This is a genomic window from Streptomyces sp. NPDC048392, assembly GCF_043200575.1.
GTDB lineage: Bacteria > Actinomycetota > Actinomycetes > Streptomycetales > Streptomycetaceae > Streptomyces.
On the sequence record NZ_JBICYB010000030.1, the window covers coordinates 47,346 to 59,821 of the forward strand.

Sequence of the window (12,476 nt, forward strand, 5' to 3'; positions counted from 1 at the left end):
GAACAGGGCGGGACGGTCAGTCGGTGGTCCCGCCCTCGTTTTCGGGCGAGATGGTCGGTGGCTGCTCCACGACAAAGGAGCCCTTGCCGCGCACGGTGACGATGAGACCTCGTTCCCGCAGTTCCTGAGCAGTTCGGCGCGCGGTGAGGCGTGCCACGCCGTACTCGTCAGCGAGATGGTTCTCCGATGGGATGGGCCTGTCCGGCGCCAGTTCCCCCGACTGGATCTTCTTGGCGATCACGTCGGCCAGTTGGACGTAGAGCGGTCTGGCGCTCATCGGGTCCAAGGGAGTCGGCTGGTCCTTATCGCTCATATGTCCAACGTAGGCGTGTCATCATCTCCACGTTCGGATGGATCTCTCTGCACTTGTATGTAGAGGGATGCAGCCAGGTGTAGCTTCAGCAACGTAAAGACCCCGGCGAGGTGGCTAGACCTCCCGGGGCACGGCCAACGCTTACGTAGGAGCGTCGACATGCAAGACCTTATCCGCCGCCTCACCCACCGGCTCACCCTTCTCTTCGGCCCCGGGACCGGCACCCACCGAGCAGGCGCCCCCCGCCACCGAACCCCCCGCCCCACCCACCGCACCCCGCGAGCCACCGCCCCCACACGCCTCCCCCTCCACCACTCCCCGTACTGCCGACACCTCCCCCTCGACGGCGCGGCCACCCGCCTCGTCCGCCCCTACCTCGCCGCCCACGAAGAAGAACGGGCGCGTCAGCAGTACCGCCGCCTCGCCCTCGCCCTCGCCGCCGACTTCGGGATCGACCTCGACCAGCACATCGTCGGCGCCGAGCAGCGGACGGTGGCAGCGTGACGTATCAGCACAGCCCTCTCCGCCTCCTCCCCTGGCTGTCACCGGAGGGCAAGCCCTGCTACCTCGCCCCCGGCAGCAACGGCGGGATCGTGACCCGTCTCGCCGACGAGACGGAGGCCCGGCAGCTCGCCGAGGGGCTGGACGTGTGCCGTTCCGCCCGCCGGGTGCTGGACGACCCGCTCACCCCGAACGCCGAGGTCCGCTACACCGCGATCCGGCTCACCGAATGCCTCGCCGACGCCCTGCGGGTCGCGGAGTCCCGAGGCCGACGCCTGCCTCCGGCCGACGACGACGCTGACGACCTGGATGACGAGCCCATCCCCGAGGTCGGCAATGGCACCGCTGACCGTGATCCGGGAGCACGCCCATGACCTATCGCGTCATGTCCCTCGCGCAGCCGCAGGCCCCAGTCGACGACCCCCTCACCCGGGCCACCGAGGCGGGCTATCGTCGGAGGCACGGTGCGTCGAAGGAGCACGAAGGAGTACATCCGGTCATGTCCGCACACGCCCCAGAGCCCACGCCGGTCGTCCCGCCCATGCCCGAGCGGACCCCGAAGGCGCTGCGCGCCGCCATCGCCCAGCACACTCCCCAGCTCCTGCCCGACTTCGACGAACACTGGAAGCGGGCGATCGCCGACACCTTCGACATCGGGCCGCTTCCCGCGTTCATGGCCCGCTGGTGGAGCGAATACGCGATCGCCCGTGATCCGGAGCTGGACGCGTACGTGATGGATCTCCACCGGCGTGCGGCGGAGTCCACCGACCTCGCCGAGGCCAAGGCCCTCCTCGAAGAGGCGTCGGAGATCCGCCACAAGGTGCGAACGACGGAGCCCGGCGAGTGACCGACGCGCTCATGGGGCCGCCTTGGCAGATGGACTGGCGGGGCGACGCGCTGGCGGACCGTGACGGACTGCCGGAGTCGGCCCGGAAGATGGTCGACGCGGCCCGCGCCGAGCTGGTCACCGCCAAGGACCCGTACTTCCGGGGTATCGACGCCGATGCCGACCTCCCGACGTCCATGTACGTCGAACCGGTACGGTCCACCGATCCCAAAGGCCCCCACATCCTGTTCTTCGACCACCATCGGGGATGGCTCGTCTACACCTTCGTCCCGCGTATCCAGGATCCCCAGATCACTGTGGAAGAGGTCTTCTGGCAGTGACCGGGAATCCGATGCCCCATCGGAAGCCCCTCGACCGATCCCGACGGACGGCACCCTGCACCCCCGAGCAGTCGCCCCCGGTCCCGCACACCCCCCGCCCCCGCCCCGCCGAGCTGGCAGGATGGAAGGGTTGTGTGCGGGGCCCGGGTGACCGCCGGGCCGCGCCGGGCAGCCGGCCGGGTGGCGGTCGGGTGGGACGTTGTGGGAAGCAGGGGCGGCAGATGGCCAGGGGCGGCGGAAATGTCGTACTGAAGGACGTTCTCGAGATCAAGGAGGACGCCCACGCCGGCGACTTCAAGATCGAGCTGTCCCGGGGGTTCGGTGACGACTCGGCCGGTTCCGTCGCGGACTACGTCGTCACCGAGCAGCTGGCCAAGGAGTTCGACAAGGCGCTCAGGCTGGTCCGCGGCGCCGTCCGGAAGAACAGCTCGTACGCCGCCTACCTGCACGGATCCTTCGGCTCCGGTAAGAGCCACTTCCTGACCGTGCTGCACGCCGTGCTGAACGGCGAGCCGTCCGTCCAGGGCAAGCCCCGGCTGCGCGAGGTCGTCGCGGAGCACCGCGAGTGGCTCGGCGGCCGGAAGTTCCTCATGGTGCCGTACCACCTGATCGGTGCCGAAAATCTGGAGTCCGCCCTGCTCGGCGGCTACGTCAAGACCGTACGGGCGCTGCCCGGCAACGTGTCCGTGCCGACCGTGTACAAGTCGGACGCGCTGCTGGCCGACGCCCGTGCGCTCCGGGAGTCCATCGGTGACGAGGCCTTCATCCGGCTTCTGGGGGACGCGGCCACCGCCTCGCCCCAGGGAGCCGGGGGCGACGGCCTGGTCCCCATCGGTGCCCCGTCCGCCGTCGCGGGCGACCTCGCGCCCATCGGGTCCGGTGCATCCACCCCCTGGACCGGCGACGAACTCGGCGCCGCCTTCGCCGCGCCCGCCGGGGACAAGGGGCGGGAGCGGCTGGTGTCCGCCCTGGTCAACGGGCCCATGAAGTCCTACGCCGGAGGTGCGGACGGCTTCCTGTCCCTCGATGACGGGCTCAGCGTGATCAGCAAGCACGCCCGCAGCATCGGGTACGACGGCGTCGTACTGTTCCTCGACGAGCTGATCCTCTGGCTCCAGGCCCGGATGCGGGAGCGGACGTGGGTCAACGAGGAGATCCAGAAGCTCGTCAAGCTGATCGAGTCGGACAACCCCGACCGGCCCGTGCCGATCGTCTCCTTCATCTCCCGCCAGCGTGACCTGTCCCAGCTCGTCGGCAAGGACATCCTCGGCTCCGACGTGCAGAACATGGAGCAGGCGCTGGAGTACCTGAAGGAGCGCTTCACGGTCATCAACCTGGAGGACCGCAATCTCCCGGAGATCATCAAGGAGCGGGTGCTCAAGCCCAAGGCGGGGCAGGAAGAGGTACTGGAAGCGGCCTTCCGGGGCGTCGACAAGTCGAACCAGCAGGTGAAGGACGTCCTGCTGGACGACAAGGGCGTCACGCACGCCGACTGGGACGACTTCCGCGCCGTCTATCCGCTCTCGCCCGCCCTGCTGAACGTGCTTGTCGCCCTGTCCGGCGCGCTCCAGCGCGAGCGCAGCGGTCTGAAGCTCGTCCAGCAGCTGCTGGAACGGAACGCCGACGCGCCGCTCGGCGGGCTCATCCCGCTCGGTGATCTGTGGGACGTACTGGTCGACGAGACCGGTGCCGCCTTCACCGACCAGCTCGCGCACGAGGCCGAGGCGGCGAAGAAGTTCCACGCCAAGGCCCGTCAGTTCCTGCTGGGGAAGTACGGGCGTCCGGACCACAAGGACTTCCTCGCCGACGACCGCTTCGTCAAGACGCTGCTGCTCGCCGCCCTCGCCCCCGAGGTGCCCGCGCTGCGCAGGCTCACCGGTACCCGGCTCGCCGCCCTCAACCACGGGTCCGTGCACTCGCGGACCGTGCCCGTCGGTGACAAGGTCGTCGAGCGGATGGCCGCGCTCCAGGGCGAGTTCATCACCGAGGTGCGCACCGAGGGCGACACGGACCCCGTCTTCTCGCTGCATCTGTCCGACCTGGACATCGAGCCGCTGCTCAACACGGTGGCCGGTGAGGACAAGGACGGTGTGCGCCGGGTGTGGGTGCGCGACCGGCTGTGGGAGCTGTTCGGCGTCAAGCAGGGTGAGCTGCTCGACCAGAAGGACATCGTCTGGCGAGGCACCAAACGCACCGTGGAGTTCGTCTTCGGAAACGTCTGCGACTCCGGGAAGCTCGCCGACGAGCAGTTCGCCCCGGGCACCGGCGGGAACATCCGGTTCGTCGTCGACTACCCCTTCGACGAGGACAACGACCGTACCCCGTCGTACGACTACCAGCGGGTCATGGAGCTCCAGCAGAACGGCGTCGAGGAACCCACCCTCGTCTGGCTGCCCGACTTCTTCTCCGAGCAGCGAAAGGCCCAGCTCGGCCGCCTGATGCGGATCAGCTTCCTCCTGGAGCGCAACCGGCTCGACGAGTTCACCCGCAACTACGCACCCGATGACCGCGCCAAGATCCGGCGGCAGCTGGAGATGGGACGCGACAACCTCACCAACACCCTGGTGGACTCCCTCGGAGAGCTGTACGGCATCTCCCATCCCCGGGAGGACACCAAGGGCGCCGAGGTGGTGGCCGGCAGGCACGTGCTGTCTCTGCTGCCCGCCTTCGGGCGACCCGAGCCCGAGGGCGGCAAGACCTTCGCCGACAACGTCCTCCACCTCGCCGACGGCGTCTTCGGCGCCCTGTACGACAAGCACCCCGACTTCGGGCCCGACCCGCGCAGCGGACAGCGCCGGGCCGTCACCGTGGGCGAACTGCGGACCACCCTGGAGTGGATCACGCGGGCCATGGACGAGGAGGGCCGCGTCGAGGTCGACAACGGCCACCTCGCCACCGTCAAGCGCATCGTGGAGCCCCTGGAGATCGGCACCGTCCACGACGGGCCGCTGGTGCTGCGCGGGGAGTGGCGCACCCGGATCAACCAGGCCGCGGCCAAGCACGGCGAGCGCGAGCTGCTCAAGGTCGAGGACATCCGGCGCTGGCTCGCCGAGGACCTCGGGTACACCGGCCTCGACCGGCAGACCGAGAACCTGGTCATCGCCGTGTACGCGCTGCTCGACGACCGCGCCTGGGTGTTCCACTCGGGCCCGGAGACCGCCGCGCCCGACCTGACGTCGATCGCCCCCGGCTGGGCCCTGCGCGCCCAGCCGCTGCCCGACAAGGACGTGTACGAGGCGGCCCGGGACCAGGCCGCCCGCCTGTTCGGCGTGCCCGCCAAGCCGAACCCGTACGCCCGCCACGTCAACAAGCTCGCCGAGGACGTGCGTGCCCGCGCCGGGAAGTTCGAGGACGACGTGGCCGCCGTACGCGCCACCCTGGAGCGGCACGCGGGACTGCTCGGCCTCGACGGCCCGGACCCGGCCCCGCGCACGGTCGTCCTGCGGGAGGCCGCCGGGCTGCTCGCACGGCTCACCCGGCACGCCACCGACGCCACCGCGCTGGTCGCGGAACTCGCCGGGCTCTCCTACCGGACACCCGCCCGTGAGCTGGCCCAGGCCATGGAGAGCGCGGCGGACGTCCTGGCCGCCCTGGACGGCACCGACTGGCGGCTGCTGAAGAGCGTCCGCGAGCTGACCGGCCGCGACGACAGCGTCGGCGACCGCGCGAGCCGGCTTCTCGCCCAGCTCACCGAGGCGGGCCGTGCCTCGGAGTACGAGCGGTCGCTGGTGCCGGTACTGGGCGGCGTACGGGAGACGGCCATGGCCGTCGTCGATGCCGCGCTGCGGGTCGAGCGGACCGTTCCGGTCGCCCCGGAGCCGCCCGCGCCGGGACCCGAGCAGGTGTCCCTGACCCAGCACGGGAATCCGGCCGTGCCCTCGCAGCCCGTCCTGCCGAGGCCCGCCGACGGGGAGCCGTCCGGGGCGTCGCAGTCCGGAGCGGCGCCGGCCGGAGGCTCCCTGCCGCCCGGTACGTCCGCCGGGGGCGTCCGACGGGTCATCGGTGCGGGGACCAGTGGCCTGGAGACCCTCATGACCGAACTGACCGCCGTACGGCAGGAGATCGAGGAGTTCCGGGCCGGGCATCCGGACGCCGAGGTGGAGATCATCTGGCGCCGGGCCGACGGCACGGACAGCACCGGCCGGGACTCCGGCGGCGCCGATACCGGAGGTACTCGTTGACGACCACGCGTCCCGTCGTCGGCCGACGTGCGATCGAGGTCCTGCTGCAGGCCGAACTGCCCAAGGCCCCGGACCGGCGTCTCGTGCTGGTCGACGCCGCCTACGAGGCCCGCGGCCAGGAGACCGAGTTCGGCCTGCGCATCGACGGCAGGACCCACTGGGTGCGGGTCAGTGACCAGGACTCCGTGCTCGGCATCACCGACGCCTGGCAGCGCCACCGCGCCGAGGCCGAGCCGGACCGCGCCGACGTGCTCGTCATCACCGGACAGGTCCCCGCCGACCAGCTCGGCTGGGACCTGCGGGCGCACGCCGTACGTCACCACCCCCTGGCCGTCGACCGCGCCGACATCGTCAAGCAGCTCTTCGGCGCGGCCGACCTGGACACCCGCATGGCCGGGGAACGCTGGCTCCTCGACGCCCTGCTGGAGGCCGAACCGGTCGACGGCTGGCCGCGCGTCGGCGCTGTCCTCACCCGGGACCGCGCGGTGCGGGCCCTGATCGCCGCCCGCCTCGGGATCGGGGACACCACCTCCGACACCCTCGACCTCGACGCCGACACGCTGTTCGTGTGGTCCCGGAACGCCACGGGACCGGCACGCTACGCCGCGCTGTCCGCGGCCGAACGGGACGGAATCGGTGCGTGGCTCGCCATGACCGTGGGGTTCGCCGCCCCGACCCTGCTTGCCCTCGCCGCCGACGGGCGGGGCACCGACGCCCTGCCGCTGGGCACCCTGGCCTCCGCCGCGCTGTCCTCCACGGCGGCCGAAGCCGCCGGGTTCGCCCTCGGTACGCTCTTCGGCTCCGCTCTGGCCTCCTTCGACGCCCTGCGGCCCTTCGCCAACGCCGCGACCGGCGTCGTCAGCCGCTGGATCGCCCAGGCCGAGGGCAGCGGACCACAGCGCGGCGCGGCCCGCGACCGGGTCCTCGACGTCCTCGACCACGCCGACCGGCTCGCCGCCGATGCCAGGCTCAGCCCCCTGATCGGCGCCGACCGGCTGCTGCCCTCCGGGTACCGGGCGCGGCTGCGCGCTCTGGCCGCCGTCCTCGACGGCCCCGCGGCGCCCGCGGAAACCGCCCTGCGGGAACTGACCGAACACCAGCTGAGCGGGCTGTACGCGGAGTCCACGGAAACCGCGCGCACCGCGGTACGGCTCGTGCGCTGGATGCGGGCGCCCCTGCCGGAGGTGGAGTCGGTGGCCCAGGGCGTGCGCGCCCACCTCGCTTCGTCCGGCTGGGCCGACCTGGCCGTGGGCGTCCTCGCCGAAGGGGAGAGCTCCCGGGACCCGGCCGTCGCCGACGCCTACCAGCGGCTGATAGGAGCCGTACGCGCCCGCCGCTCCGGACTCGACGAGGCGTTCGCCCGCAGACTCACCCGGTGGACCGAGACAGCCTGCCAGCAGGCTCCCGGCGGCGCTCTTCTGATCGAGGACGTACTCGCTCAGGCGGCGGCGCCCCTCGCCCGCGACGGCGGCCGGCCACTGATCCTCGTCCTGGACGGCATGAGCGCCGATGTCGCCGTGCAGCTCGCCGGGGAGCTGGACCGGCGTGTGTGGACCGAGGTGGTGCCCAAGCCCCGCGAGGGAGCCCGGCCCGCCCGGCAGGCCGCCGTGTCCATGCTGCCGTCCGTCACCCGGACCAGCCGGACCTCCCTGCTGTGCGGGCAGTCGGCCGAGGGTGGGCAGGACAGGGAGCGCAGCGGATTCGGCACCTTCTGGAAGAAGCGTCACCGGGGCGCCCACCTCTTCCACAAGGGCGGCTTCGAAGGCCCGCCCGGCCACCGGCTGGCCCCGGAACTGCTTCAGGCGCTCTCCACGGACGACATCGTCGCCGTAGTCGTCAACACCATCGACGACGCGCTCGACGACGGCCGGGAGGGCGCCCGGGGACGCTGGTCGCTCGGCGACATCGCCAAACTGCCCGACCTGCTGAACGCCGCCCGCGACTACGGCAGGCCCGTCCTGCTCGTCTCCGACCACGGCCACGTCCTCGACCGCACCCCGCGGGGGCGGCAGCAGCCCTCCGCCGAGGGAGTCGAAGGCGCCCGCTGGCGCACCGGAACGCCGGGTGACGGCGAGATCGCGGTGTCCGGGCCACGGGTGCGTACGTCCGGAGGCCGGGCCGTCCTGCCCTGGCGCGAGGACCTCCGCTACACCGCCCGGCAGGCCGGATACCACGGTGGAGCCTCCCTGGCAGAGGTCACCGTGCCCGTGATCACCCTCGTACCGTCCGCCGACCAGATCCCGGCCGGATGGACGCTGCTGCCCATCGAGGACATCGCTCCCGGCTGGTGGCGAGGCAGCGACGAACACACGCCCGCCGCGTCCGCATCCGCGTCCGACACCCGGACCCCCGCGGGCGGGACACGTCGGCAGAAGCCGGAGCCGCAGCGCGAGGGCATCTTCGAGGTGCCGGGTCAGGGCTCGCTCGGGGAACGGACCGTGCGGTCGGATCCCTACAAGGCCCAGCGCGAGTTCGTACGGCTCGCCCCGGCGGACAAGGCCGTCGCCGCCGTACTCGACGCACTGCTCACGGCGGGCGGGAAACTGTCCCCCGGAGCGGTGGCGGCTGCGGCACAGGCGGCCACGGGCAAGTCGCAGCGCAACCCCGAGCGATTCGCCACCGTGCTGGAGCGCCTCCTCAACATCGACGGCTACCCCGTGCTCCAGCTCGTCGAGTCCGGACGCACCGTCCAGCTCGACAAGGCGCTGCTCGTCCAGCAGTTCCTGGGAGAACCGGCATGAGTGGCACGCCCGCACCCGGAACGGACATCAGCCTCGCCCGCAGGCGCGACGTGATCGACGCCCTGCGCCGGGGCACCGTGCCCCAGACCGGTCTCGGCCTCTTCGCCGTCGGCCTGGAGCGCTTCGAGGCCGCCCTCGACGACGACCTCGCCACCGTCGCCCGCGGTGGCTCCGCCTTCCACGCGCTGCGTGGCGAGTACGGCTCCGGCAAGACGTTCTTCGCGCGCTGGCTCGCCGAACGGGCCAAGCGGCACGGGCTCGCCGTGAGCGAGGTGCAGATCTCCGAGACCGAAACGCCGCTGCACCGCCTGGAGACCGTCTACCGCCGGCTCGGCGAGCGCCTCACCACGGCGACCCACCCGGCTTCCGCACTCCGGGCGGTGGTCGATTCCTGGTTCTACGCGCTGGAGGAGGAGGTCCTCGACGGCGGTGAGGTCGACGAGGACGACGAGGACGCGCTGGCCGAGGCGGTCGACGCGCTGCTGGAGCGCCGGCTCGCCGACGTGGCCCGCACCACCCCGGCCTTCTCCGCGGCCCTGCGCGGCTACCGGCGGGCCGTGGCGGCCGGTGACGGCGCGAGCGCGGAGGCGCTGATCGCCTGGCTCGGCGGGCAGCGTTCCGTGGCGGCGTCCGCGAAGCGCGCCGCCGGCGTCCGGGGCGACCTCGACCACTTCGCCGCCCTCGGCTTCCTCCAAGGCCTGCTCACCGTGTTGCGGGACTGCGGCCACCCCGGGCTGCTCCTCGTCCTCGACGAGGTCGAGACCCTCCAGCGGGTGCGCAGCGACGTGCGCGAGAAGTCCCTGAACGCGCTGCGCCAGCTCCTCGACGAGATCGACGCGGGCCGTTTCCCCGGACTGTTCCTCGTCATCACCGGCACTCCGGCCTTCTACGACGGTCAGCAGGGCGCGCAGCGCCTGGCGCCGCTCGCCCAGCGACTGGCGACCGACTTCACCACCGACCCCCGGTTCGACTCCCCACGGGCCGTACAGCTGCGCCTGCCCGGCTTCGACCTGGCCTCCCTCGGCGAGCTGGGGCGCAAGGTGCGAGACCTGTACGCGGGGGCCGCCCGCCATCCCGAACGGCTCACCGAGCGGGCCGACGACGTCTACCTCGACGAGCTGGCGCGCGCGGTCACCGGATCCCTCGGCGGCAAGGTCGGCGTCGCGCCGCGGCTCTATCTGCGCAAGCTCGTCGCCGACATCCTGGACCGAGTGGACGAGTTCGCCGACTTCGACCCGCGCGCCCACTACGCGCTCACCGTGCACACCGAGGAGCTGACGGAGACCGAACGGAACGCGGCCGCGAACGCCGCGGACGTCGCCCTGGATCTGGACCCGTGATGAGCGACACCGGCGCAGGCGAACACCCGGGCGCGGGAGGAGAGCCCCCCGACGTCTTCGACCTGCTCGACCCGGTCCTCGGCCACCACATCGTCAACTCGCTGGGCTGGCGCTCCCTGCGCCCCCTCCAGGAGGCGGCGATCGAACCGCTCCTCGGCGGCGAGGACGCGCTGCTTCTCGCCCCCACGGCCGGGGGCAAGACCGAGGCCGCCGCCTTTCCGCTCCTGACCCGCATGAGCCGGCACGGCTGGAAGGGCACCAGCGTCCTGTACGTCTGCCCGCTCAAAGCCCTGCTCAACAATCTCCACCCCCGGCTGAGGACCTACACCGAGTGGCTGGGCCGCACCGCCGAGCTGTGGCACGGCGACATCACGACGCCGCGCCGCCGCCGCATCCTCACCCAACGTCCCGACGTCCTCCTCACCACGCCGGAGTCCCTGGAGTCCATGCTGGTGAGCACGCATGTCGATCACCGGGCCTTCTTCTCCGGACTGCACACAGTCGTGGTCGACGAGGTGCACGCCTTCGCGGGCGACGACCGGGGCTGGCACCTGCTCGCCGTGCTCGAACGCCTCAGCCGCACGGCCGGACGCCCGCTCCAGCGCGTCGGCCTCTCGGCCACCATCGGCAACCCGCAGCAACTGCTGGCCTGGCTCCAGGGCTCGGGACGGGGGCGCCGGCCCGCTCGTGTCGTGGCCCCGCACCTGGTCGGGCACTCCGACCCCCGCCAGGCAGCCGCCGCTCCGTCACCGCCGCCACCTCCCGGGGACATCGAGCTCGACTACGTCGGTTCGGTCGCGAACGCCGCGACCGTCATCGCGGCCCTGCACCAAGGCGAGAAGCGCCTGGTCTTCTGCGAAACGCGCCGCACGGTCGAGGAACTGGGCGAACGGCTTCGTGCGAAGGGCGTCACCACCTTCCTCTCCCACGCCTCGCTCGCCGTCGACGAACGACGACGTGCCGAGGCCGCCTTCGCGGAGGAACGGGACTGCGTGATCGTGTCCACCAGCACCCTGGAACTCGGGATCGACGTGGGAGACCTGGACCGTGTCATCCAGCTCGACGCCCCCTCTTCCGTCGCCTCCTTCCTGCAACGCCTCGGCCGCACCGGCCGACGCCCCGGCACGACACGCAACTGCCTCTTCCTGGCCCTGGACGGTGAAGGGCTGCTCTCCGCCGCAGCGCTGCTGCTCCAGTGGTCCCGCGGGTGGGTGGAGCCGGTCGTCGCCCCGCCCGAACCACGCCACTTGGTCGCTCAGCAACTCCTGGCGCTGTGCCTGCAGGAACAGCGGGTCGGTGAGAACCTGTGGCAGGAATGGTGGAACGGCATGGGACCCTTCGGGCCGGGTGCCGCACCCGTCGTACGCCACCTCGTGGAGCAGGGGTACCTTGACGAGGACGGCGGACTGCTGTTCGTCGGACCGGAAGCGGAACGCCGCTACGGCTACCGGCACTTCATGAACCTGACGGCGGTCTTCACGGCCCCACCCGAATTCACCGTGTTCCACGGCCGCACCGAGATCGGCCGCACCGACCCGGACCTGCTCACCGAGCACGTCGAGGGCCCACGCAAGTTGCTGCTCGCGGGGCGCAACTGGCTGGTCACCCACATCGACTGGAACCGCAAGCGCTGCTTCGTGGAACCGGCCGACGAGGGCGGACGCGCACGGTGGAGCGGGTTCGCGACCGGGCGCGTCCGCTCCTTCCATCTCGCCCGTGCCGCCCGCGACGTCCTGCTCGGAGAGAACCCGCCGGTCCGGCTGACGCCCCGCGCGGCCGCCAGACTCGCCGAGGCCCGCGACAGGCATCTGCACACCGTCCACCCCGGCGGAACTCTCGTCACCCGGCACACCGAAGGCGACATCCGCTGGTGGACCTGGGCGGGACACCGGGCCAACGCCACCCTCGCCGCGTCTCTGTCAGCCGTCGTCGTGCCGCATCGGCGGGCCAGTGACCAGTGGGTTCCGCTCCGGGAGGACGTCACACCCGCAAGCTGGGGCGCTGCCGTCGCCCAAGTCCCCTCGGGGCTGTGCCTGCCCGAGGTGGACGAGCGGGCGGTGCGCGGCCTGAAGTTCGCGGAGGCACTGCCGGCCCGGCTCGCGGTGGCGACGCTCGCCGCCCGTACCGCGGACGTGCCCCATGCCGGCGAGATCCTGGCGGAGCCGGTGCGGTTCGTCCGTCTGACGGGCACGTAGAACTCACCGGCCGCCCCTCAGCCCGTCCGCTCGCCCCA

General features: G+C 71.9%; 9 protein-coding genes. 8 read left to right on the forward strand and 1 reads right to left on the reverse strand.

The genetic code is table 11. The features are described 5' to 3' along the window. Nucleotides 1-16: 16 nt before the first annotated feature. Nucleotides 17-277 carry a GntR family transcriptional regulator gene (locus ACGFYH_RS29280; protein WP_393806176.1) on the reverse strand — a complete coding sequence of 87 codons (261 nt, stop codon included), beginning with the start codon at nt 275-277 and terminating at the stop codon, nt 17-19. Nucleotides 278-472: 195 nt separating this feature from the next. Here ACGFYH_RS29280 and ACGFYH_RS29285 point away from each other — a divergent pair, with 195 nt between their 5' ends. The 8 genes from ACGFYH_RS29285 to ACGFYH_RS29320 all read left to right on the forward strand — a co-directional run bounded on the left by ACGFYH_RS29285 (nt 473) and on the right by ACGFYH_RS29320 (nt 12,438). Next, nucleotides 473-817 carry a hypothetical protein gene (locus tag ACGFYH_RS29285; protein ID WP_393806177.1) on the forward strand — a complete coding sequence of 115 codons (345 nt, stop codon included), beginning with the start codon at nt 473-475 and terminating at the stop codon, nt 815-817. Beyond that, nucleotides 814-1,188 (forward strand): hypothetical protein, encoded by a 375-nt coding sequence (locus ACGFYH_RS29290; protein WP_393806178.1) that lies wholly within the window; start codon nt 814-816, stop codon nt 1,186-1,188. The genes ACGFYH_RS29285 and ACGFYH_RS29290 overlap by 4 nt, the downstream gene beginning before the upstream one ends. A gap of 125 nt (nt 1,189-1,313) precedes the next feature. Continuing rightward, a complete protein-coding gene (locus ACGFYH_RS29295; protein ID WP_393806179.1) occupies nt 1,314-1,661 on the forward strand; it encodes a DUF6247 family protein in 348 nt (115 codons plus the stop codon). Further along, complete coding sequence (locus tag ACGFYH_RS29300; protein WP_393806180.1) at nt 1,658-1,981, forward strand: hypothetical protein; 324 nt, start codon at nt 1,658-1,660, stop codon at nt 1,979-1,981. Before ACGFYH_RS29295 ends, ACGFYH_RS29300 begins: the two co-directional genes overlap by 4 nt. A gap of 221 nt (nt 1,982-2,202) precedes the next feature. Further along, nucleotides 2,203-6,162, forward strand: coding sequence for a hypothetical protein (locus ACGFYH_RS29305; RefSeq protein WP_393806181.1), 3,960 nt, complete (start codon nt 2,203-2,205; stop codon nt 6,160-6,162). Then, nucleotides 6,159-8,903 (forward strand): BREX-2 system phosphatase PglZ, encoded by a 2,745-nt coding sequence (gene pglZ / locus ACGFYH_RS29310; RefSeq protein WP_393806182.1) that lies wholly within the window; start codon nt 6,159-6,161, stop codon nt 8,901-8,903. Before ACGFYH_RS29305 ends, pglZ begins: the two co-directional genes overlap by 4 nt. Then, on the forward strand, nt 8,900-10,243 hold the full coding sequence (gene brxD, locus ACGFYH_RS29315; protein WP_393806183.1) for a BREX system ATP-binding protein BrxD: 1,344 nt from the start codon (nt 8,900-8,902) through the stop codon (nt 10,241-10,243). Before pglZ ends, brxD begins: the two co-directional genes overlap by 4 nt. Further along, complete coding sequence (locus tag ACGFYH_RS29320) at nt 10,243-12,438, forward strand: DEAD/DEAH box helicase (protein WP_393806184.1); 2,196 nt, start codon at nt 10,243-10,245, stop codon at nt 12,436-12,438. The genes brxD and ACGFYH_RS29320 overlap by 1 nt, the downstream gene beginning before the upstream one ends. Nucleotides 12,439-12,476 lie beyond the last annotated feature (38 nt).

Excerpts from the sequence above, each read along its gene's own strand:
- ACGFYH_RS29280 (WP_393806176.1), bottom strand. The coding sequence starts at position 277 with ATGAGCGCCAGACCGCTCTACGTCCAACTGGCCGACGTGATCGCCAAG.
- ACGFYH_RS29285 (WP_393806177.1), top strand. The coding sequence starts at position 473 with ATGCAAGACCTTATCCGCCGCCTCACCCACCGGCTCACCCTTCTCTTC.
- ACGFYH_RS29295 (WP_393806179.1), top strand. The coding sequence starts at position 1,314 with ATGTCCGCACACGCCCCAGAGCCCACGCCGGTCGTCCCGCCCATGCCC.
- ACGFYH_RS29305 (WP_393806181.1), top strand. The coding sequence starts at position 2,203 with ATGGCCAGGGGCGGCGGAAATGTCGTACTGAAGGACGTTCTCGAGATC.
- brxD (WP_393806183.1), top strand. The coding sequence starts at position 8,900 with ATGAGTGGCACGCCCGCACCCGGAACGGACATCAGCCTCGCCCGCAGG.
- ACGFYH_RS29320 (WP_393806184.1), top strand. The coding sequence starts at position 10,243 with ATGAGCGACACCGGCGCAGGCGAACACCCGGGCGCGGGAGGAGAGCCC.